Origin of the sequence: Niallia sp. FSL W8-0635, assembly GCF_038007965.1 — a bacterium.
Classification (GTDB): Bacteria; Bacillota; Bacilli; order Bacillales; family Cytobacillaceae; genus Niallia.
In genome coordinates this window covers 4,479,451-4,503,197 of sequence record NZ_JBBOYD010000001.1, presented here as the reverse complement: position 1 = coordinate 4,503,197, position 23,747 = coordinate 4,479,451, and the positions used below count along the sequence as shown (strand labels likewise).

At 36.1% G+C, this 23,747-nt stretch carries 18 protein-coding genes, 2 pseudogenes and 1 riboswitch; of the genes and pseudogenes, 12 read left to right on the top strand and 8 right to left on the bottom strand.

The window, feature by feature from the left end; genetic code table 11:
• Position 1: 1 nt before the first annotated feature.
• Positions 2-1,393 (bottom strand): annotated as a pseudogene (locus NYE52_RS21460) (tagaturonate reductase); the annotation flags it as partial.
• A 51-nt stretch (positions 1,394-1,444) separates the two neighbouring features.
• Positions 1,445-2,452, bottom strand: a complete 1,008-nt coding sequence (locus NYE52_RS21455; RefSeq protein WP_341194939.1) for a LacI family DNA-binding transcriptional regulator — start codon at positions 2,450-2,452, stop codon at positions 1,445-1,447.
• Between the two features lie 295 nt (positions 2,453-2,747).
• On the opposite strand from NYE52_RS21455, the gene NYE52_RS21450 reads away from it, so the two are divergent.
• Positions 2,748-4,961, top strand: a complete 2,214-nt coding sequence (locus NYE52_RS21450) for a helix-turn-helix transcriptional regulator (RefSeq protein ID WP_341194938.1) — start codon at positions 2,748-2,750, stop codon at positions 4,959-4,961.
• A gap of 56 nt (positions 4,962-5,017) precedes the next feature.
• On the opposite strand, the gene NYE52_RS21445 is transcribed toward NYE52_RS21450, so the two are convergent.
• The gene (locus tag NYE52_RS21445) at positions 5,018-5,905 is read right to left on the bottom strand and encodes a carbohydrate ABC transporter permease (RefSeq protein ID WP_341194937.1); all 888 of its coding nucleotides are present in this window, start codon (positions 5,903-5,905) and stop codon (positions 5,018-5,020) included.
• Positions 5,906-6,421: 516 nt separating this feature from the next.
• Between NYE52_RS21445 and NYE52_RS21440 the strand changes: the two genes are divergently transcribed.
• From NYE52_RS21440 to NYE52_RS21400, 9 genes and pseudogenes are all read left to right on the top strand, one after another.
• A complete protein-coding gene (locus NYE52_RS21440; RefSeq protein ID WP_341195266.1) occupies positions 6,422-7,279 on the top strand; it encodes an ABC transporter permease in 858 nt (285 codons plus the stop codon).
• 22 nt (positions 7,280-7,301) lie between these two features.
• Complete coding sequence (locus NYE52_RS21435) at positions 7,302-7,982, top strand: YesL family protein (RefSeq protein ID WP_341194936.1); 681 nt, start codon at positions 7,302-7,304, stop codon at positions 7,980-7,982.
• Positions 7,951-9,447, top strand: coding sequence for an extracellular solute-binding protein (locus NYE52_RS21430; RefSeq protein WP_341194935.1), 1,497 nt, complete (start codon positions 7,951-7,953; stop codon positions 9,445-9,447). Before NYE52_RS21435 ends, NYE52_RS21430 begins: the two co-directional genes overlap by 32 nt.
• 139 nt (positions 9,448-9,586) lie before the next feature.
• Positions 9,587-10,708, top strand: coding sequence for a glycoside hydrolase family 88/105 protein (locus tag NYE52_RS21425; RefSeq protein WP_341194934.1), 1,122 nt, complete (start codon positions 9,587-9,589; stop codon positions 10,706-10,708).
• A gap of 12 nt (positions 10,709-10,720) precedes the next feature.
• Positions 10,721-12,051, top strand: a pseudogene (locus NYE52_RS21420) (glycoside hydrolase family 28 protein).
• A 1-nt stretch (position 12,052) separates the two neighbouring features.
• On the top strand, positions 12,053-12,949 hold the full coding sequence (locus NYE52_RS21415; protein WP_341194933.1) for an alpha/beta hydrolase family protein: 897 nt from the start codon (positions 12,053-12,055) through the stop codon (positions 12,947-12,949).
• On the top strand, positions 12,919-13,875 hold the full coding sequence (locus NYE52_RS21410; RefSeq protein WP_341194932.1) for a pectinesterase family protein: 957 nt from the start codon (positions 12,919-12,921) through the stop codon (positions 13,873-13,875). Before NYE52_RS21415 ends, NYE52_RS21410 begins: the two co-directional genes overlap by 31 nt.
• Positions 13,872-14,315: a hypothetical protein gene (locus NYE52_RS21405; protein ID WP_341194931.1), complete on the top strand. Its 444-nt coding sequence runs from the start codon at positions 13,872-13,874 to the stop codon at positions 14,313-14,315. Before NYE52_RS21410 ends, NYE52_RS21405 begins: the two co-directional genes overlap by 4 nt.
• Positions 14,296-15,864 carry a glycoside hydrolase family 43 protein gene (locus NYE52_RS21400; protein WP_341194930.1) on the top strand — a complete coding sequence of 523 codons (1,569 nt, stop codon included), beginning with the start codon at positions 14,296-14,298 and terminating at the stop codon, positions 15,862-15,864. Before NYE52_RS21405 ends, NYE52_RS21400 begins: the two co-directional genes overlap by 20 nt.
• Positions 15,865-15,937: 73 nt before the next feature.
• On the opposite strand, the gene NYE52_RS21395 is transcribed toward NYE52_RS21400, so the two are convergent.
• The 3 genes from NYE52_RS21395 to NYE52_RS21385 are packed head-to-tail and all read right to left on the bottom strand — an operon-like array spanning position 15,938 to position 18,882.
• Entirely contained in the window at positions 15,938-16,810 is an 873-nt protein-coding gene (locus NYE52_RS21395; RefSeq protein ID WP_341194929.1) for a glycine betaine ABC transporter substrate-binding protein, read from the bottom strand.
• Between the two features lie 48 nt (positions 16,811-16,858).
• Positions 16,859-17,689, bottom strand: a complete 831-nt coding sequence (locus NYE52_RS21390; protein WP_341194928.1) for an ABC transporter permease — start codon at positions 17,687-17,689, stop codon at positions 16,859-16,861.
• Complete coding sequence (locus NYE52_RS21385; protein WP_341194927.1) at positions 17,686-18,882, bottom strand: quaternary amine ABC transporter ATP-binding protein; 1,197 nt, start codon at positions 18,880-18,882, stop codon at positions 17,686-17,688. The genes NYE52_RS21390 and NYE52_RS21385 overlap by 4 nt, the downstream gene beginning before the upstream one ends.
• 598 nt (positions 18,883-19,480) lie before the next feature.
• Between NYE52_RS21385 and NYE52_RS21380 the strand changes: the two genes are divergently transcribed.
• On the top strand, positions 19,481-20,563 hold the full coding sequence (locus NYE52_RS21380) for an NAD(P)/FAD-dependent oxidoreductase (protein WP_341194926.1): 1,083 nt from the start codon (positions 19,481-19,483) through the stop codon (positions 20,561-20,563).
• Between the two features lie 299 nt (positions 20,564-20,862).
• Here NYE52_RS21380 and NYE52_RS21375 read toward each other — a convergent pair whose 3' ends face one another.
• Positions 20,863-21,651 carry a hypothetical protein gene (locus NYE52_RS21375; protein WP_341194925.1) on the bottom strand — a complete coding sequence of 263 codons (789 nt, stop codon included), beginning with the start codon at positions 21,649-21,651 and terminating at the stop codon, positions 20,863-20,865.
• Between the two features lie 255 nt (positions 21,652-21,906).
• Between NYE52_RS21375 and NYE52_RS21370 the strand changes: the two genes are divergently transcribed.
• Positions 21,907-22,233 carry an MGMT family protein gene (locus NYE52_RS21370; RefSeq protein WP_341194924.1) on the top strand — a complete coding sequence of 109 codons (327 nt, stop codon included), beginning with the start codon at positions 21,907-21,909 and terminating at the stop codon, positions 22,231-22,233.
• 39 nt (positions 22,234-22,272) lie between these two features.
• On the opposite strand, the gene NYE52_RS21365 is transcribed toward NYE52_RS21370, so the two are convergent.
• Positions 22,273-23,223: an L-lactate dehydrogenase gene (locus tag NYE52_RS21365; RefSeq protein ID WP_341194923.1), complete on the bottom strand. Its 951-nt coding sequence runs from the start codon at positions 23,221-23,223 to the stop codon at positions 22,273-22,275.
• 393 nt (positions 23,224-23,616) lie between these two features.
• Positions 23,617-23,716: riboswitch (TPP riboswitch) on the top strand.
• Positions 23,717-23,747: the final 31 nt, after the last annotated feature.

Sequence of the window (23,747 nt, the reverse complement as noted above, 5' to 3'; positions counted from 1 at the left end):
AAACAGCTCGTGCTCCATATTTTCTAAGTTTATTTATATAAGTATTCACTTCTTCTGCTAGGCCAGGAATGGCTTTTGTTAAATCAGTATCCCAAATCTGCTCGTTACTTAAGATAGTAGAAATAGCGGTTTCTGGCTTTTCCCACGCTTTGGAAAAGGCATCGAGAACTTCTTGATTATCTTTCGGTTTATATTGGCTTCCTCTGTAAGTTAGAAGTAAAGCAGCAAGGGAAGCTGTTATATAAGGTGGTAAATGTTTATATAATTGTTGGTGTTTTATCAAAAGAGGTAGTAATCTTGCCTTATATTTAGAAATACTATTTAAAGCAATAGACGTTAATTCATGGCGAATAAAAGGATTCTTGAATCGTTCAATAATCGACTTAGCATAAATTTGTAAATATTTTGCAGGCAGAGGCAATAATGGAACAATTTCTTTATGCATTAATTGGTCAACAAAGGCAGCGAAATCTTCATCCTTCATCACTTCTTCCACTGTCTCAAGACCAGCAAGTAATCCAAGAGGTACCATTGCTGTATGAGGTCCGTTTAATAAATGAACCTTTCTTTCTCGATATGGTGTCATATCATCTGTAACAATTACATTTAATCCTGCTTTTGCAAGTGGAAGGGACTCCTTTAATTCTTGAGGTCCTTCAATAACCCATAGTAAGTAAGGCTCTGTAGTAACCATATGATCATCTATATAACCATGCTCTTTGTTAAGCATTTCTGCTTTGTCATGTGGAAAGCCAGGAACAATACGATCAACTAAGCTGCAGCAAAAAGTATTTTCTGTTTGCACCCAATGACAAAAATCTGGCTCCAAATTCCATTGATCTGCATACTGTAAAACAATTTCTTTTAGTTTTTCTCCATTTCGATCAATTAACTCACAAGGAATAATCGTAAATCCAGGTTTTTTTAATTGGAAGCGCTTGTATAAAAGAGCAGTCAATTTACCAGGAAAGCTATTAGGAGGCGCGTCTGCTAAAGTGTCTTTTTCATCTAATTGGATTCCAGCTTCTGTAGTATTGGAAATGATGAATGCTAATTCCTCATTTTCTGCTAAGAGTAAATAATCTTCCCATTGTTCATAGGGATTAATTAATCGATTTACGGTTGTAATAATTTCACTAGTATGAATGATTTCTCCTTGATAAAAGCCTTCAAGAATGACGGTATATAAATAATCTTGCTCTTCCCATGCGCCTTTTGAGGGATGGGGAGTTGGTTTCACTATAACGGCACTACCATGAAAGAGATGTTGCTTATTCATTTGCTGCAATTGCCAATTTAGAAAGCCCCTTAAAAAATTTCCTGTTCCAAATTGAATGACTTTCTCAGGGAAAAAAGATAAATTTGTTTGTAGTTGTTTTGACAGCTTCTCCACTTTATTTCCTCCTTTTTGCACACGTTAACATTTTATGATAAATCAAAACAGTTATGACTGTTTTGATGGATAACTAAGTGATTCTCTTTTTACTAAATGTGTGTCTACTAAAACCTGGATTTCCTTTAAATCTTCACCATTGATTAGAGCAATTAATTTTTGCATCCCAATAGTACTGATTTCATCGATGGGTTTATGAATGGTGGTTAAGGCCGGTGTTGAATATTGGGCAAATGGAATATCGTCAAATCCAATGATGGAAATGTCATCAGGGACTTTTTTATTTTTTGAAAAACAAGCCTTTAATGCTCCAATTGCCATATCATCGTTTGCGCAAAATACGATACTCGGCGGATCAGGAAGGCTTAGTAACTGACTCATCTCTGCAAACCCGCTTTCCATACTATAGTCGCCGTCAACCATATAGTCAGGTTTTACTGCTACATGAGCCTTAAGTAAACTATTGAGGAAGCCTTGTTTTCGTTCTGTTGAAGAGCGGAATGAATTTTTTCCATTGATATATCCTAATCTATTATGACCAAGCTTAATTGCCTCATCGACTGCTTTCTCCGCCCCTTGTCGATCGTTTGCTGAAACGTTAGGAATAGTAGGATCATCTAGCCTCCGATTCAATACAACCATCGGAATGCCAGCTTGCTGAATATAGTAGATAAATGCATTGTCTGTATCACTTTGACTTAGAACGATAATCCCATCAAACCGTTGCGGAATAATTTTATCGAAATGTACGAGAGTATCAATGCCGTTCACAGCAATGCTATAGTTTTCGTCTAAAACAGAATTAACGCCCTTAATCACGTCAACAAGAAAACTAGAGCTTGTTCCATGGCTAATACTAGAGAAAAAAACGCCAATCGTATAAGATTTCTGGTTTACGAGACTTTTAGCATTAAAGTTTGGTACATAGTGTAAATCCTCTGCAATTTTTTTTATTTTCTGCTTGGTGTCTGGCTTAATTAGGGGACTATCATTTAGTGCTCTAGATACCGTGGTGTGAGAAACACCTGCAAGCTTCGCAATATCTTTTATGGTAACCATAGGTCCTCCTGATAATTATGTTAACGTTCACATTTTATAATTGATTTATATATTTGTCAATCGGTCAGATGATGCACACGTGAAAAAATGCTCTCGCAAAAGATAAGATATATATGCTATTATAGGTATGTTATTATCCTAAAAATAGAAAATAATCATTTTTCCTGTATATGAATATGATTATGCTCCCTTTCTTTATTAAGTGTAAAGAAAGAGAAAATAGAACAGAAATTTGATAACGCTTTCAGAAACTGTGTGCTAATATATAGAGAGATCTGTCAAGGAGTGTGAGAATTTGAGGAAATTAAGGTTGTTTTACAAATTGTTTTTTCCCTTTTTCTTATTAGGGATTGGTATTGTAGTTGGCTTTAGTGTATTTATCTATAATTCTACCTATCACTCCGTAGAAGAGGAATTTCTTAAAGACAAACAGAACTACACGAAACAGATTCTTAATAATTTAGAGCAAAAGGTACGAACCATTGAATATGGATACACGGCATATAGCTCAACCTCCAATTTTGAGACAATATTTAAAAAGCCGTTATCTGGCAAAGATTTTGATACATACAGAGATATAAAAAAAGAACTAAGTTATATAGAAATGATGGGGATAGAAGGAAGCAAGCATAATATAATCAGTCTTGCTCAAAATTGGGCGATTATTGATGGTTCCTTAAAAGGATTGCAAGAAGAGGAAGTAGAGAGATACAAGGAAGAATATATTAATGAAGCTAATCAAAGCTTGTTCTGGCGACCGACTGATACTGGCATTGAGATGATTATGACTTTGCCAATCTATCAAAGGGATAAGTTTGCATTAGGTATCTCCAGTATACCAAGAAGCAGCATGGATGAAATTGTAGATAATGAAAAAGATAATTTAGTAGAAATTTATAATAGTAAGAATGAGTTATTATATTCAAGCAGAAAAGAAGAACGGAGACTGTCTTCTGAAAGCTATAAGAAAATAGCAGAAGATGGGGAAGCTGTCAAAATAGTAGAAGCAGATGGAAAAAAGTATGTGTATGCTAAATCAGACTATAATCGCTGGATTTATTTAGTACAAATTGAACCGAAGGAAATCTCTAGCATGATTAATAATACAAGAATTGGATTATTAATTGTGTCAACCTTGTTAATACTATTAGTCGGCATCATTTCTTATATACTCGCCAACTCTTTTTCACGGCCTATCCAAAAAATTCAGGAGAAATTAGCTATACATGATATAAGTGGCAAGAAAAATGAGCTATCTCTTGTTGCAGATTCCGTTGATAAAATTATTGGACAAAACGAAACATTAATGGCTAATCTAACCATGCAAAAGCCCCAACTCGAGACTTTGTTTGTTTTAAGTTTATTTAGAAATAGAATTACAGCAAATGAAGCAAAGCATCGATTAAAGCAATTTGGTTATTTCTTTAAAGAAACGGATTATTTTTATACAGGTTTAATACAAATAGACAATATGGATAGTCATAAAATCGTAGATAAAGATTTATACTTATTGGCGCTAAATAATATTGTGGAGGAAATGGTTCCTGATACCGAACGATTGATACCAATTGTATTAAATGACGAGATGCAAGCAACCATATTTATAACCGATGAAAATGATTATGACTCAAGTCGAAGAATTATGAAGTATTTTGAGGATATTCAGTCAGCGGCAAAGGAATACTTAAATATCACTATCAGCATAGGGATAAGTCCTGTTTATAAAGCTTTAATTAATAGTAAAAAAGCAGTCGATTTAGCAAAGGAGGCGTTACACTATCGTGTAAACGTTGGTCCAGCATCAATTATTTTTTATGATGACATCGCACCCCTTCTAAATGATGCATCCATTTCTAAATATCCAGTTGAACTACAAAATGAGCTATTAAATACGATCCGTCGAGGTAATGAGGAGGAAGTGAAGGAGACCGTAGAGGCATTAATTGATGAAATCTTCCGGCTTAATAAAAACCCAGTTAGCTTAGAGGTAACGCTTATTCGATTGATTAATGAAATCATTCAATTGGGCCAGCTTTTAGGAGCGGAGGCGAAAATTTTTGATAGTATAAAGCCGCTATACTATGAGGCGATTAACGCATTTTATCCTGGTCGCATCAAGCAAATGCTAATCGAACACCTTATTACGCCGATCATTAGAAGCACACAGGATAAGACAGATAGAGAATTTCGATCTTTGTCCGATAAAATTGTACAAATTATTCAAACAGAGTATGATCAAGAGATTTCACTAGACATCATTGCTGACCGCCTTCACTATAATCCTAATTACTTAAGTAGTGTCTTTAAGAAAGAATATGGAGAAAACTTTGTTGATTATCTAATGGGATTTCGACTACAAAAAGCAAAATCGTTGCTCCAAGAAACCAATATGCCAATCAAAGAAATTGCCGAAAAATTACAGTATCGAAATTCTCAAAACTTCATCCGCTTTTTCAAGAAAAAAGTAGGAATGACTCCAGGAGACTATCGAAAAAAATACGTTAGTTAACAAAAAAAAGCGTGTAAGTTTATTTGAGTAAACTTACACGCTTTTTTCCATGAAGATTATCCCTTCACAGATCCAACCAATGCTCCTTTCACAAAATACTTTTGAACAAATGGGTAAGCAATAAGCATTGGCACTGTCGCAATAACAATTACTGCCATCTTAATCGTTTGAGCAGGCGGAATCACATCAACAGACGAACCCTCTGCTTGCATCCCACTGGATACAATAACAATTTGACGCAGTAAAACTTGAATAGGCCACTTTGTGGAGTCGTTAATATATAGAATAGCAGTCATATACGTATTCCAATAAGTAACAGCGTAGAATAAGGAAATAGTTGCGATAGATGGCAACGCTAAAGGCAGCATGATCTTCCAAAACACTCCTAAATCGGTGCAACCATCCATTTTAGCCGATTCTTCTAAACTATCAGGCAAGGCTTGGAAAAAGTTTCTCATAATGATTAAGTTAAATGCATTAATTGCTACAGGTAAAATCAATGACCAGTAAGAATCAATTAAGCCAAGGGCCTTCACTACTAAGAATGTAGGAATCATTCCACCGCTAAATAGCATGGAGAAAACAACAAGAAAGTTAAGAAACCCTCTGCCTTTCAGATATTTACGAGATAATCCATAAGCCATTAAGGATGTTAAGACCATACTTACTAGTGTGCCAATCCCAGTCACCCCAATAGATACAGCTAATGATTTGAAGATGGTCGGAGTCGAAAGAATATAACGATAGGCATCTAATGAAAAGGTTCGCGGAATTAAAATAAACCTTCGGGCTACTACTTCCTGTGTGGAAGCAAAAGAGCTAGCTATAACATTGACGAAGGGTAGAAAACAAATTAAGGCGATTATGACCAAAATAGTTCCGTTAATAATAGAAAAAGCCCGTCCTCCTTTTGTGATTTTCCTATTTTTTTGTGTTTTCTCCATAAAGATCCTCCTTATTATTTAATAACCTGTGCAGGAGCTTCTAGCTTGGTAGTTCCAAATATTTTCCTTGCTTAAGTAACATTCCTTTTACTAGAAGCTCTATTAAAACCTGTTAAAGTATATAACTATAAAATCACCTTATCATTGGAGTTTCATTTCGTATATAATCAGTATCTCAGAAATAGAAAACGCTTACTTTTTTGTGCTCTATTGCATTAGAGAGATAGATAATCATTTTGCCTATCCAGTTATCATTACATTGGGTTAAAAGGAGAAAAAGGCTGATGAAGTGTAAGTTTGTAAGCGTTATCAAATAATGATTATATACGTAATTTCACTTTTTCAATATGCTTAAGGTAAGAATTTCAATACACACACAAAGTAAGGGGGTAAATAATGGAAAGTATTATTAAGCCTAGTGATCATCCAGTTCCTGAGTTAAATACGAAACAACAAAAAAAGATTAGAAGACAGAAGACTTGGGCGGATGTCAAAAAAAACAAAATACTTTATTTAATGATCTTCCCTGGTTTTCTCTATTTTATACTCTTTAAGTATTTGCCAATGGGCGGATTGATCGTTGCCTTTCAAGATTATCAGCCTTTTTTAGGAATTATGGGGAGTCCTTGGGTAGGATTGAAGCATTTTATCCGCTTATTCACAGAACCTACCTTTTTTATGCTTTTAAGCAATACATTAATCCTGTTTGCCTTAAATATTTTTATTTTTTTTCCAATGCCAATCATTTTAGCGCTCATGTTAAATGAAGTAAAAAACAAATACTTTAAATCGAGCGTACAGACATTAATTTATATTCCTCACTTTATGTCCTGGGTAATTATCGTTTCCATTACATATGTCTTTTTAAATGTAGATGGAGGCTTAATTAACGAAATGTTGGCGGTTATAGGATTGGAGAAAGTTAGTTTCTTAACATCGCCTGATTGGACGAGGACGGTTTATATTGCACAAGTAATATGGAAAGAACTTGGCTGGTCAACTATCATTTATATTGCTGCCATTACCGCTGTTGACACGCAATTATATGAAGCAGCTGAAATGGATGGGGCAGGTAGATTAAGAAAAACATGGCATGTAACACTACCGGCAATCCGTCCGGTAATTATTACTTTGCTTATTTTAAAAATCGGCAGTACTTTAGATTTAGGATTTGAACATATGTATCTATTATTAAATTCATTAAATAGAAGTGTTGCAGAAATATTTGATACGTATATTTATACGGCAGGTTTAAAGAATGGGCAGCTAAGCTTTAGTACAGCTGTTGGTTTATTTAAGGGAATAGTCGGCTTAGTGTTAGTTATGCTGGCGAATAAATTGGCCAAAAAGTTTGGAGAGGATGGCGTTTATTAGGATTTAGAAAGGGAGGGATACGATGTTAAAATCAGTGGAAAAAGTAAATCAGATTTTTACGACGATATTAAAACTGGTATATATCAATTTCCTCTGGTGGCTCTTTACTATATTTGGTCTAGGAATATTTGGTGCTGGTCCCTCAACCTATGCTCTAGTAAGCATTATGCGACAGTGGATAAGAGGAAATACTAGTATCCCTATTTTTTCTTCTTATTGGAAGTACTATAAAGAGTCCTTTAAGGAATCCGTGGTTATAAGCTGGATCTATGCACTAATCGGTTGTGTATTAGTGATTGACTTACTATATGTGTCAAATTGGTATTTGAAAGTATTCTTTGTGATTATTTCCCTTCTTTACTTTCTTTCAGCCGTTTATATCTTTCCACTAATGGCTCATTATAATTGGAAGGGAATATTCTTTCGAATGAAAATGTCCTTTATCTTTGGTTTCTCTTACTTACAGTATTCTTTGTTGTTGTTTGTAGTAATTGGTGCTACTTATTGGACCGCGATTACATTTTTCCCTGGAATTCTCACTTTCTTTGGTGTTAGTTTCCTATTTTATGTGATTACTTGGACTGCAAATCAAGTGTTTACGAGAATGGAATTACAAAATACAGAAGTAGTAGAAGATACAACTTTATATCAAATTACAAAGGAGCGTATAAATGAAAAAACTATCAAAGTTAGCCAGCGTTAGTTTTGCAGGTATGCTATTATTGGCGGGATGCAGTGGGGAAAAGGAGCAATCATCTGGAACATATGATGAAAATAGTAAAGCGGAAATTACTTGGTTAAATATTTTACACACAGCCTCTCCACCAACAGATACTGTATTAGATAAAATTGAAGAAAAAACAAATACGGAAATTAAATTTTCTTGGATTCCTGATGCTTCTAAGGAAGAAAGAATTAATACAGCTTTAGCTTCTGACTCATTGGCTGACATTGTTACACTAACTATTATGGAAAACTCTTCCGTGCGTAATGCGTTAAAATCAGGAATGTTTTGGAATGTAGAAGACTACTTAGATGAATTTCCAAATCTGAAAGCAATTTCAGAAGATGTACGTGTTTCTGCATCTATTGAAGGGAAACTTTATGGAGTTCCATTTCAGAAGGATTTAGCGCGAAATGGTGTTGTTTTACGTAAAGATTGGCTTGATAACTTAGGTTTGGAATTGCCGAAAACAGTAGAAGAATTAATGGAAATTTCGAAAGCGTTTACAGAAGATGATCCAGATGGTAATGGGAAAAATGATACAACGGGGTTTGCTGATCGAAGCGATTTAATATACGGTGCATTTAAAACATTGAGCTCTTACTATGGAACACCGAATATTTGGGATCGTGATGATAGCGGAAACTTTATTCCTGAATTTGAAACAGAAGGCTATATCGAAACAATGGACTATATGAAAGAGCTTTATGATAATGACTGGATAAACAAAGACTTTGCAGTTACAGCAAAAACAGATCAACAGCAAAGCTTTGCACAAGGAAAAGCAGGAATTTATATTGGCGCACTTTTTGACGCGAAAAACCTGCAAACAATGGCAACTGGTATTCAAGATAATATGGAATTGGCATTAGTAAATGATATGGTTTCTGATTCTAATCCAGAGCGTGCTATCTGGGCTGCAAACAATGGAATTGGCGGATTATTAGCATTCCCTCGTTCAGAAGTAAAAGACGAAGCGGAATTAAAGCGAGTTCTCAAGTTTGTTAATGATTTATTGGATCCTGAAATATACACCTTGATGACCTATGGAATTGAGGATGTACATTATAAGCTAACAGATGATGGAGCCTATGAAATTATTAATCAAGACTTATGGACACAGGAAGTTCAGCCATTCGCAGCATCCAGACCAAAGGAATCAGGGTATGGGTTAAAGGATCCCAATCCTATAAAAGCCTTGGCTGATGAGATGATCGCAGAAAATGAGAACTATGCAGTATTGAATCCTGCATATTCATTAGAATCACCTACGAATACATCGCAGGGATCGGAATTGCAAAAGCTTATTACAGACGCTACTTATCAGTATATATTAGGGGAAATTGATTTAGATGGTTTCAAAAAAGCAGTTAAAACATGGCAAGATTCTGGCGGTAATACGATTAAAGAAGAGTACAAAGCAGCATATGAGCAAACGAAATAATGCTGTAATAAATAAAACATATTAAAAAATGAGGTGAGAAGAAAGCAGATCTTGGCTAGAGGCTCACCTTGAAAAATATTAGCGAGTAAGTAAAAAACTAGAGTAATAAAAAATCCACATAAAATGGAGGAATAAAAAAATGGCAGAAATGAGTTGGTCAGCTAGAACGGCTCTTTCCATCATGGAAAGACTTCCGCGCTTATATGAAGATAAAGGCTACAACGAAAAATGGTCCTATGATTATGGAGTTGTTCTTAGAGGATTTGAAAGCCTTTGGAAACGAACAGGAAACGAAAAATACTTTCAATTTATAAAGAGAAATATGGACCATTTTATCCAAGAAGATGGATCAATAAAGGGCTACGAGGTATCCGAATTTAATATCGACCATATAAATAACGGTAAAATATTATTTCAGCTATTTAAAGATACAGGCGAAGATAAATATCGGAAAGCCGCTGATTTGTTGAAGTCTCAATTAGAAAAACACCCAAGAACTTCTGAAGGTGTCTTTTGGCATAAACAAATTTATCCATACCAAATCTGGGCAGATGGATTATACATGGGAGCACCATTTTATGCACAATATCAAATGGAATACGAAGATGGAAAGGGTCTTGATGATATCCTTCATCAATTTAAAGTAAGCTATCATCATTTAGTAGATGATAAGACAGGGCTTCTTTACCATGCTTGGGATGAAAAAAAGGTGCAACCGTGGGCGAATAAAGAGACTGGTTTATCGGAGAATTTTTGGGGAAGAGCAATAGGTTGGTATGTGGTAGCGCTAGTGGATACATTAGAAATTATCCCGGAAGATACACCAGATCGTTCTTTTTTAGAGAAAATATTAGCAGACACGTTAAGGGCTTTATTGAAATATCAAGATGAGAAAAGCGATGTATGGTATCAGGTCGTTGATAAGCAAGGGGAAAAAGGAAACTATTTAGAGGCATCTGCAAGCAGTATGTACGTTTGTGCGATGGCAAAAGGAATTCGTTTAGGACTTCTTAATAAGGAAGAATGGATAGAGCCATTAAAGAAAGGTTATCAAGGCCTATTAGAGGAATTTGTTTTGCTGACAAAAGAAGGCTGGGTTAATTTAAATAAAAACTGTCAGGTAGCAGGACTTGGAGGAGCTGACAAACGAGATGGGACTTACACTTATTACATTAGTGAACCAGTCATCTGTAATGACCAAAAGGGTTTAGGCGCATTTTTGCAGGCTTTAGTAGAAGTGGAGGAAGTAATAAACAAATAAGGAGATTGTAAAATGAATGATTACATCATCACCGAATTTGGTGCGAAAAGTGACGGAAGTCTATGTACAGCTTCTATTCAGAAAGCAATAGATACAGCATATGAAAATGGCGGAGGAAAAGTCATTATTCCGCCAGGCGAATTCCTGACAGGAGCCCTATTATTAAAAGATAATTTGGAACTCCATTTGACAGCAGGAGCAGAATTAATCTTCTCAGATGACCAAAAGGATTATTTCGTTGTCACATCTAGGTGGGAGGGAGTAGCTAGAGAGGTCTATGCTTCTTGTTTATACGCGGAGAACAGTCGCAACCTTTCCATTACAGGGTTCGGAACAATCAATGGTAATGGGGAAAAATGGTGGCATCTTTTCCGTAAAGAACGCGAGAAGCTTGCTTATCCTAGACCGAAGCTAATTAGTTTAGATGGATGTGAAAATATTACGATTAAAGATATAACCTTAATTAATTCTCCGAGCTGGACAGTTAATCCGATTTGTTCTCAAAACATAACAATAGATAATCTTACCATTATGAATCCAAAAGACTCCCCAATACAGATGGAATTGACCCAGAATCGTGTTCCAATGTGAGAATCAGCAATTGTCATATCGATGTCGGGGATGATTGTATTGCCATTAAAGCAGGAACCGAAGATACTGTCGAGCGAGTAGCCTGTGAAAATATTACGATTACAAATTGTACAATGGTTCATGGACATGGGGGAGTTGTGCTTGGAAGTGAAATGAGTGGCGATATCCGGAATGTAACGATTAATAATTGCGTATTTCAGGATACAGACCGAGGTATTCGGTTGAAATCGAGAAGAGGGCGCGGCGGTGTGATAGAAGATATTCGTGTAGATAATATTGTGATGGAAGGAGTTATTTGCCCATTCATTTTAAACCTTTATTACTTCTGTGGACCAAAGGGGAAGGACAAATATGTTTGGGATAAAAATCCGTACCCTGTAACAGTTGATACACCAATGTTTAGACGTATCCATTTTGCTAATATTACGGCTCGGAATGTTCATGCCTCAGCTGGATTTATCTATGGTCTTGTTGAGCAATATGTCTCAGAGCTTACCTTTAATCATATTGATATCTCCCTGGCAGAGAATGCGATACCTGGAAAACCAGCAATGATGGCTGGAATAGAGGATATGAATAATCGCGGCTTCTATGTTGGCTTTGCAAAAGATGTACTATTTAATCGGATTACGATTGAAAATCATGATGGGCCAGCTTTTTATCTGGAAAATTGTGAGGATATAGAGGTAATCTATTGTAAATCAAAAAATACAAAGAAGGAAGAAGCGCTTATTAAGGAAGTGAAGGCGTAAAGTGAGGGAGATACGTCAAAAGCTAATAGAACTATTAGGTGAATACCCAAAGTCAAAAAAAATTACAGCTCAATTAATTAAGACGGAAAAAAGAAAGAACTATATATTGGAAAGTCTTATTCTGCAGCTAAATGAGGAAGAGTCTGTCCCTGCCTATTTTGCCAAGCCTATCAATCAGACAGAGCCACTAGCGACCGTTATCTTTAACCACTCTCATGGAGGGAACTTTGATCAGGGAAAAGAGGAATTGCTAGAAAGCAGCAGCTACTTACAATCCCCTCCCTTTGTTGAGGCAATAACGGATTTAGGTTTTGCTGTTGGTTCCATTGATATGTGGGGATTTAATGAAAGAAAAGGGAAATTAGAAAGTGAATTGGTGAAAGAGATGCTTTTAGAAGGAAGGACGCTTTGGGGCATGCGGATTTTTGATAATATGTCCTTCCTAGATTATCTTGTAAAGCGCCCAGATGTAGATAAGTCCAGACTAGCTACATTTGGAATGTCAATGGGCGGCTTAATGAGCTGGTGGCTTGCCGCACTAGATGAACGAATTAAAGTAACAGTAGATATTGCAGCACAGGTACACATTGAAACATTAAAGCAAAAACGTGGCCTGGATCATCATGGCTACTATTATTACGTGCCAGGATTTTTAAAGCAATTCTCCACTTTATCGGTGCAATCATTAATCGCACCAAGATACCGCCTTAGCTTAACTGGAAAGGACGACGGAATGTGTCCACTAGAAGGAGCGATTCTACTTGAAGAACAATTGGGTACTATTTATGAATCGTATCATGCAAAGGATCATTGGGAAGGGCGCATTTTAACAGGTGGTCACCAAGAGACAAAGGAAATGAGGAAACGATGGGAAAACTTCCTGCAGAAGTATTTGTGAAAAAGCCGCAGCAGTTTGTCATTGGAAAGAGCAAAATTTGTGATTTTTCTAGTGTCCAAGAGGCCATTAATTATTGTTCAAGTATGGTAGAGCCTGTAACATTCTTGCTATTAAATGGAGATTATGAGGAAAATATCTTGCTCTATCAATCGAATCGGAAGTTTATTGGGATTGGGACTGTCCGAATTATTGGAAATAAATATGCTCGTCAATTAGATGTAGCTGGACGAGAGATAGGAACCTTTCAAACAGCAACCGTTTTTATTAATGCAGAAAATATATGGATAGAAAATGTGGAAATTATAAATAATGCTGGGCCTGGTGAAACGGTAGGGCAGGCAGTGGCACTATACAGTGAGGGAGATGGAATAGTCCTTAAAAATTGTGTCTTGAAAGGGTATCAAGATACTATTTGCCTTGGTCCTTTACCTGCTGTGCAAAAGGATGGCTCACCGTTTTTAACTCCTAAGATTAAGTGGGAATATCCAAATAAGCGAATAGCGTTTCTTCATTGTTATATAGAAGGGACAGTGGACTTTATCTTTGGAGGCGGAGAGGGGCTGTTTGAAAACTGTGAGTTGAAATCACTTAAACGGCAAAATGATGAGCCAGGGTATATAACGGCAGCAAGTACACCAGAAGGACAAAAGGGATTATTCTTTTCAGCTTGCTATTTAACTGCAGAATCTAATGTAGAGAAAGTTTATTTAGGCAGACCTTGGAGACCTTATGCGAGGGTTACCTTTTCTCAATGTAGAATGGGTTCACATATTCATCCGGATAGATGGGACGATTGGGGTAGGAAGGAAAATCGAAAAACAGCAGCATACAAGGAAATAGACAATGTTTATGAACAAAAGGATAGGATAAAAAAGCCAGATTGGATTCAGATAGAAAGCAAGCAGGAAGGGGAGAAAAGAACTTGAAGCGAAAATGGGAAGTCATGATTGGCGTGGTAGGGGTTACGTTCTGTGTCATCTTTCTAGGAGGGTTTTCTTTAACAATAACCTCCATGGATGAAGAGACCTATAAAGAAACGGTATTTCCGATTCTTCAAGAGGGTATTTCTATCAGTCATATAAATGATAGCTTGGAAGCAATGAAAGCTTTGGCGATATGGTTTGGGATTGCTCTGTTGCTTGTACTAATTTTTGTAGTGTTTGCAACCGCTTTAATTTGGAAAGAACGCTTTCCACAGTGGGCGGCTATACTCTATCTGTTTGCTGGACTCACAACCTTAATTGGTACCCAATTTATTGCCTTTCCCATTGCGTTTCTTTTTTTTCTAGCAGCAGCTTTATGCTTATTTAGAAAAGTAGATAGTTCTACAAAGAAAGGAGAAAATTATGTATCGAACTCCTATTAAAAATCCGATATTGAGAGGGTTTAATCCAGATCCAAATATAATAAGAGTAGGAGATACATATTATATAGCTGTATCTTCCTTTGAATGGTTACCAGGTATTCGTATTTATAAATCTAACAATCTAGTGAATTGGGAGCATGAAACAGATATACTAACCAACCAAGTGAATTTAAGAGGTAACCCTCAAAATGGTAGTATATGGGCTCCGCAAATTAGCTACTCAGATGGGATATTCTATCTAATATATACAGATGTAAAAAGTACGAGAAGGCCATTTAAGGACTCTCATAACTATTTGATTACTGCCCCTACGATAAATGGACCTTGGTCAGAACCTGTTTATTTAAATAGCAGTGGTTTTGATCCATCTTTGTTTCATGATAAGGATGGACGCAAGTGGCTGCTAAATGAGATATGGGATTATCGCATGACAACTGGAAATAAGTCGGCTGGTATTGTGATGCAAGAATTGGATCCAACAAAAAAAGCGTTAATTGGTCCTGTGTTTAAAATTTTTGATGGCACAGAATTAGCTAAAACAGAAGCGCCCCATCTCTATCGCTATGGGGAATACTACTATTTAATAACGGCAGAGGGAGGGACTGGAAAAGGTCATTCTGTTACGGTTTGCCGTTCAAAAGAAATAATAGGTCCATATGAATTAGACCCGAAAAATCCAATGCTTACTGCCAGTGATAAACCAGAGTCACTCCTTCAATGCTCAGGCCATGGAAGTATCGTGCAAACTCCGCTTGGAAATTGGTATATGGTATATTTAGCAACTCGCCCCTTGCAAAAAAGGGCGGCCATTCTAGGAAGAGAAACAGCAATAGAAGAGGTCTATTGGACAAAGGATGGCTGGCTAAGACTGGCAACAGAGGAAAACGGTCCTAGCTTGTTAACAGAAATTATAACAGAGGAACCAGTAGTTCTTAATAAGGATACTGATTTTGAAGATGACTTTACAGGACCATTAAAAAAAGAGTGGAACACTTTACGAATTTTAGCAGATGAATCTTGGTGTGATTTAACAAGTAGAAAAGGCTATCTACGCATGTTTTCTGGTGATTCCATTCAGTCTCTTTTCGAGCATCATCTAGTAGCAATCCGTCAAAAGGACTTTCACTTTCATGCAGAAACAAAGGTAGAATTTCATCCTGTTACCTATAATCAAATGGCTGGACTCATGCTTTATCTAAACGATACAAATTATCTATATGCCTACATAACCTATGATGAGGCACAAGGCCGTGTTATCCGGTTTATGCGATGTGAACAAGGAGTGTTTCTATTAGACCCAATAATCATTCCTATTACGACAAAAGAAGTATATTTAAAAGTGATTGGTGATGGTGCAATAGGAAATTTCTATTTCCGGTCAGACCAAGAGGAAGATTGGCAAGAAATAGGAACCAGTCAAGACCTGTTGTTTTTAGCAGGAGGTTTTACAGGTAATTTCATTGGTATAGGTGTCCACGATATGGATAAAAAAGCAGCCTCCCACGCCGACTTTGCTTACTTCCGATATGAGGGATTAGATAGTTATTAAACCGTCCTAATAGGTGAAGTAAGAAGATTAATTAAATCAAAAAACGGACACCCTTAAGGTATCCGTTTTTTGATTATTTCCCTAACATAGCATCGACTTTATCTTGATTATTATCAATCCATTCCTGTGCCACTTCTTCTTCATCAGCACCATCTTCAATCTTAACAATCATTTCTTCAATGTCTTCAACAGGCATGCTCCAGTTACTTAAAAATTCATGAACTTCAGGTGCTTTTTCTTTCAGACCATTATTTACCACTACATGAACTTCTGAAGTTTTAAAGAAACCTTTTGGATCTTCTAATACTTTTATATCGTAATTAACAAACATTGGATGTGGACGCCAGCCTAGGAAAATAACAGGATCGCCACTTTTCATAAGCTTAGAAGCTTGTGCTAGCATTCCACCTTCACTAGACGCAACATATTCTAAATCTAATCCATATTCTTCAATCATTTCTTTAGAAGTAACAGTCATTCCTGCTCCTTCTTCAATTCCGTACACTTTTCCGCCAAAGAGATCTTCTTTTCCTTTTAGATCTTCAATGCTGTCAATACCTTCCACATCAGAAGGAATAACCCAACCAAGTTCTCCTTCTGTATAGCTAACTGCTAAATCTTCCAATTGATTGCTATATCTATCCATATAATTTGCATGCATATCAGGTAGCCAAGCATCCATAAATACATCTAAATCGCCACGTGAAAGACCAGTATAAACGCCGCCAGCATCTGCGTTTTTCTCCGCTACTGTATAGCCCATATCTTCTAATAAAAGCTTGGCAACTTTTGTTGGAGGAATGGTACTGGTCCAAGGGGTAACACCGAATGTAATAGTTTCTTTATTACTTGATTCATTTCCTCCTGAATCTTTGCCTTGAGAGGAACAGCCAATTAAAAGAGTAAATAGTAATAACATTAAAAAGCTAAGTTTTAATTTTTTCATAAAATTTGTATACTTCCTTTCTTCTGTTAATTTTAGTTGATTCTTGTTTTACGCTTTTTTTCCTAAACCTTGTGTGATTCGATCAAGTATGATAGCTAGGACAACAATACCTAATCCACCAGTAAGACCTAATCCAACATTTACACTAGAGATACCTGATAAAACAGTACTACCTAAACCTGGTGAACCAATCATCGAAGCGATAACAGCCATTGATAATGCCAGCATAATGGTCTGGTTAATACCTGCCATAATGGTTGGTATGGCATTCGGTAGCTGAACTTTTACAAGTAATTGCCAAGACGTAGAACCGAAAGCTTTAGCAGCTTCTACGATATCAGCTGGTACTTGTTTGATTGCTAAGCTCGTCATGCGTACTGCTGGTGGAGTAGCAAAAACGAAAGTAGAGATAACTGCTGGAACTTCTCCTAAACCAAAGAGTAGAATAGCAGGGATTAAATAAACAAAGCTTGGTAATGTTTGCATGAAATCGAGAAGTGGTCGAACAATATGATCCAATGTTCGATTTTTTGCTGTAAATATACCTAAAGGAACCCCAACAACGATGGAGAAAAAGGTTGCAACGATAACAATCGATAGAGTTTGCATCGCACCTGTCCATAAGCCAACGGAACCTAAGTAAAGAGATCCAATAATCGTAAAAATAGCGATTCCTCTTCCAGCAAGACGCCAAGCTAAAAGCGCTAATAGGATTGCTATTACTTCAGCAGGAATAAAAGTAAATAAATTAGTGACAGCATTTATAAATATGCTTAACACTCCGCTAAAAGAGTTAAAAAAGTCACCTAAAACTGGCAGTAGCCAATTGTCTACAAATTGATTTGTCCAATCTTCTAGTGGAAAGAAGAAATAATTCATATGATAGCCTCCTTTTGTTCTTTTCCGAGAATAAGTCCAGACAATATAGAGACTCGTACGATGATTCCTAGTAATCTATTATTTTCTGTAACTGCAATAGGAAATTTTGATTCTGCTGCAACTCCAATTAAGTCATTTAATGGAGTGTCGTATGTGGTGGAATGGAAATCATGCTCTAATACATCCTCCACCCATTTATTTTCTTTGTACGCATTGATGGCAGCATCAATAGTAAGGATACCTTTTAATTGCTTATCCTTATCTACTACAAAAATACTTGATAGACCAGCTTCTTCCATTTTTCTTACTGCTACCCTAGGTCCATCCTTCCACGTAGTAATAAGATCTGGCTGCTTCATAATTTGTCCAGCAACTAAAACTTTGGAACGATCGACATCTTCTACAAAGGTAGATACATAATCATTCGCTGGATTTTCTAAAATTTCTTCAGCTGTACCTAATTGTACAATGGAGCCATTTTTCATAATGGCAATTCGATCACCTAGCTTGAGTGCTTCGTCTAGGTCGTGGGTGATGAAAATAATAGTTTTCCCTAGCTTGTTTTGTAAACGAATGAGTTCATCCTGCATTTCTTTACGAATTAGTGGATCCAAAGCGCTAAAGGCTTCATCCATTAAAAGGATATCGCTATCATTTGCTAATGCTCTAGCTAGACCTACACGTTGTTGCATACCCCCACTTAGCTGATTAGGGAAACTGGCTTCATAGCCTTTAAGACCAACATCATGAATTGCTTTAATAGCCTTTTCTGCACGCTCCTTCTTAGGATGGCCTTGAATTTCTAATCCGTATTCTACATTTTCCTGTACGGTGCGATTTGGAAATAACGCAAAATTCTGAAAAACCATACTAAGTTTTTTCCGACGGGTTTCTATAAGCTCCTTTTTGTTCATGGTGGTAATGTTTTTTCCATCTATTAGGACTTCACCAGAAGTTGGCTCGATAAGTCGATTGATTAGACGAATAAGTGTAGATTTTCCACTCCCGGATAAACCCATAATGACAAAGAACTCTCCTTGTTTTACATGAAAAGAAGCACTATCGACTCCAATTGTCATCCCAGTTTCTTTCAGTATTTTCGTTTTTTCTTCGCCTGCTTGGAGTCTTTTAAGCCCTTCTTTGGGGTTGCCTCCAAATATCTTTGTGAGATTTTTGACTTCGATCTTATGCATGAATCACTTCTCCTTAAAAGGTTTATCTTGGAGATTTTCAGAATATGGATAAATAATAAGAAATAGAAAATTAAAATTTGATTATTTATAGAGGAATAGTAGGAATTAAGCGAGTATTATGGCAATACTTATAGTGGTTCTTTGGGTAATATAGTTTTTTATTTAGTATTACTTGCTTGTATTACTCCCAGTATGGTAATGGGACTTATCCATATCCTTCTCCTGTAGAGTTACCCTTATTATATAAAACAAGTAATAGATAGCGCAAACGTGAAAATAAAGCATATACAGTTTGTATCGTTCATAAAGTTTTTTCTGATTAAATTAAATAGGCTGTATGCTTATAAATACTGCCTAATTCACTAAATAACTCTTGATTCTATCCTTTAATTGAGAAAAAAGGAACGTATGATCTCTATTTGTAGTAGAACAACATCTATTCACAAACAGTTCATTAAAAGTTTTCTTTATAGGATTGAAAAAATTCTAAAAAAAAGGTAGTATGTAAATGAGAATGATAATCAATTTAACTAATAAAGAAAAAGATTTAATCATATATAAATAGTACTAAAATTTCAAAATAGGAGTGAGCAGGTTAATGGATCATATAGAACTATTCGATGTGACGATAATTGGCGGCGGACCGGCAGGACTGTATTCTGCTTTTTATAGTGGATTAAGAGAAATGAAGACAAAAATTATTGAGTTTCTACCACAGTTAGGCGGAAAGCTGCATTTATATCCAGAGAAAATGATCTGGGATGTTGGCGGCATCACTCCAATGCCAGGTGAAAGGTTAAGAGAGCAGCTTGTACAGCAAGGCTTGACCTTTAAGCCTGAAGTAGTAACAAATACGAAGATTCATTCTATTTCTAAAAATGAGGAAGGCATTTTCCTATTAGAAACAGATTCAGGAGAAATCCATTATTCCAAAACAGTTATCGTTGCAGTAGGAAGCGGAATAGTCACTCCACAAAAATTAAAAATAGAAGGTGCCGAACGGTTTGAAGTGTCAAACTTAAACTATACGGTGAAATCTTTAATGCACTTTAGAGACAAAGTGGTTGTTCTTTCTGGTGGCGGAAACTCAGCTGTTGATTGGGCACTTGAACTGGAGCCGATAGCAAAGAAAGTGTATTTAACATGTCGAAAGGATACACTTGCAGGTCACGAGGCGAAAGCGAGAGAATTGTTAGAAAGCAATGTAGAGTGTTTATTCCATACATCTATTACGAAACTGATTGCTAACGAAAATCATAATCGTATTGATTCAGTTGAATTAACAAATACACAATCAGAAGAAGTAACTACTCTAAAGGTAGATGAAGTGGTTATTAACCATGGCTATGAAATGGATTCTTCTCTATTAAAAAATAGTAAATTAAAAATTGACATGCTTGAAGATTTTTACATAGCAGGCAATGTTAATAGTGAAACATCTGTACCAGGAATTTTTGCTGCTGGAGATATCCTAAAGCATGAAGGAAAAGTCCATTTAATAGCAGGGGCTTTCCAAGACGCAGCAAATGCAGTCAATAAAGCCAAATTATATATCCAACCGGAAGCAAGCAATAGTGCTATGGTGTCATCACATAATGAACTATTTGAAGAAAAGAACAAAGAACTAATCAAAAACATGATCCATTGTGACGACTGTTCCGTGATGAAAGTACGTGCATAAACTTTATTTTTAAGTGGTTTCAAAAAAAGAGTTATTGGAGAAGGAAATTTACTTTTCCAATAACTCTTTTTTTGTTATATAGATAGGGGATAGGCTGAAAAATCGAAAGTTTGGCTGAAAAGCAAGGGAGTTTGGCTGAAAAGCAAGGGAGTTTGGCTGAAAAGCAAGTGGGTTTGGCTGAAAAAACCGAAAAATTTAACTGAAAAGAAGAATGAAGTAATCCGATAAACCGAAAATCCTGCTGAAATCAAGTTAGTTATAGTCGGATTATTCAAGTTTGCGCTAGCCCTGGTTACAAATCATTCTGTTGAGACAGTCATCATTAAAGCATTTATCGGTACTTCCTCAGTTTCTAAAGTATAAACAATATTTTCTTCTTCCCATCTTGCCGTTACCTCAACTTCTTCTGCGTTTTGCGGATAGCTAACCTCAATCCGTCCATTATCCTTCGGAACAGGGAGCGCATTCTCTTCCAGATAATCAACCATCTTTCTAGCAATATTAATAGTGTCTAATTCATCAGCGGAAATCGATTTAATTTGTAATACCCAACGACCTTCTTTCCAAAGTAAATAAGAACTCCCTGCTGCGCCTTCTTTCATTCCGATAATTTGATGTCCTAATTCTACCTTCATATCATCTGGTATAGAGTCCAATGAAACCTCGGGGAATAGCTCCTTTTGTTTAGCTGGGTCATCGAAAGTTTCTGCTTTAAAAGTCGCAATCCGGTTATCGTTTGTAGCTAAAGACTCGTCGTTAATTGGTACAGGTTCTTGTGTTTGATAAAATGAAATAGAATATTCATCTGATTCATTTTTATTCATTTTGGCTCCTACATATTCAGTATCTGTTATAGGGAATTTTGTCGGTAATTTAGAATCTTTCATTTTAAGCATAGAACGAATTTCTTTTATTTGTTCATTGGTTGAGGGAATCTCCTCATTAGTTTGATCAGCTTCTGTATTAGCTTGTTCAGCAGCATTTGCTTCCTTTGTCGGTGAATTTGTTTGACTGCCTGTTGAACCATTGGAACAGCTACTTGCGATTAGAGAAAAAGTGAAGAGTAAAAAGAATAGAGTTTTTTTCATTCGTAGTACTCCCTTCCTTGTCTTATTAGTACGTTTATTCCCTATTAGGAGAAAAAAATGAGTTTTTATAAAAAATTGAACGAAAATATGAAAAATTTCCTAGAACCTTTGGTTGAGGGAGAACTTGCAAGTAAGTAATACAAGAAGTCCAAAGATAACATCCAATAGCAGGATGAAGTAGATTAAAAATAGATCGAAATTCTGCTAAAATAAGAGGATGTTTAAGAGAAAGCAAATTAGAATGGAGGCAATAGAATGAAGCCTTTTACGAAAAAGGTAGTAGAAATTATTGCAGATATTCCTATGGGAAAAGTAATGACATATGGGCAAATTGCGAAGATTGCGGGCAGTCCTAGAGCAGCAAGACAAGTTGTTAGGGTCCTTCATTCCTTATCTGAAAAGTATCAGCTCCCATGGCATAGAGTGCTTAATAGTAAAGGCTGTATTGGATTAACAGGTGAACATGGGCAGCTTCAAAGAAGGATGCTAGAAGAAGAAGGAGTTTTATTTCAGCAAAATGGATCGGTTCCTTTAATAGAATGTGGGTATGAGCCCCTTCATTTAATGGGTGAAAATGAATAAAAGCCTATTGCATATAAACAGCAATAGGCTTTTATCATATTAGTTTAAGGCAGAGTTCATAGTTTGTCTAAGAACTTCCACAGAGTGGTTAAATTGTTCTGTTTCTTTTTCGTCTAGTTTCAACTCTACTACCTCACGAATTCCTTGACGATTAATAATGGCGGGAACACCAATATAGATGTCTTCATGACCGTATTCACCGTCTAAGTAAGCAGACACTGGCAATATAGAATTTTCATTTCCGAGAATAGCTTTTGTGATACGTACGAGAGACATTCCGATTCCATAATAAGTAGCACCTTTGCGCTCAATAATATGGTAAGCGGCATCTCGAACATTTATGAAAAGTTCATCTAGATCTTTTTGAGAGTATTTATCATTTTTAGCTAGTTTTGTTTCAATGCTTTCTAATCCAATAGTTGTACTGCTCCATACTGGCAACTCCGTATCTCCGTGCTCACCGATAATGGCAGCATGTATGTTGCGTGTATCTACATCAAAATACTCACCTAGCATATAGCGGAAACGGGCAGAATCTAATGTAGTCCCAGAACCGATTACACGCTCTTTTGGTAAACCAGACTCTTTCCAAACAACATAAGTAAGAATATCAACTGGGTTTGTTGCAATTAAATAAATGCCATCAAATCCACTAGCAGTAATTTCTTTCACAATGCTTTTAAAGATTGCTGTGTTTTTCGCAACTAAATCTAAACGAGTCTCCCCTGGTTTTTGTGGTAAACCTGCAGTGATGACAATTAAGTCTGCATCTCCACAGTCAGAGTAATCGCCAGCCCATACTTTTGTTGGAGCTGGAGCAAATGGGCTGCCGTGATTTAAATCCATTGCCTCCCCTTCTGCTCTTTTTTTGTTTACATCAATTAAAACAAGTTCTTCTGTAACACCTTGGTTAATTAATGAATAAGCATAGCTACATCCTACAGCACCTGTACCAATTAAAACGACGCGATTTATATTTTGTTGTTTCATCCTTTTGCAACTCCCTTTTTTGAATTTAATAGATTAATAGTATTTAAAGCTATTTCATTATTAAATGGAGAACAAGAATCGTTAATTATTTACTTTGCTGTTACTTTTCTCCATAGTATCGTAAAATTCTTTCTTTTGTAAAATGTTATTACTGTTTATATAGTGATTATATACTTAAACTATGTGAAAAACATCACATAAATATGTCGATTTTGTGAAAGTTTCTTTTGGATAACAACCTTAAGTAAAGGAAACATCAACGGTATTATTAAAATTTCACTTATAGCTTTACCCTTTTAACAAAGGGATAATCAGAATAATAAAAAAAGAATGAGGGGAAAATGATTGACAATAATTATAGATATTCGGTAATGTAATAAGTAATTGAATAGGAAAATCCACTGGGGGAGCCTTTCTGGCTGAGACAAGATTACTTGGACCCTTTGAACCTGATCTAGTTCATACTAGCGTAGGAAAGTGGAGTAGGCCTAGAATAATACTGTTATTTTATTCATGATAAAGCC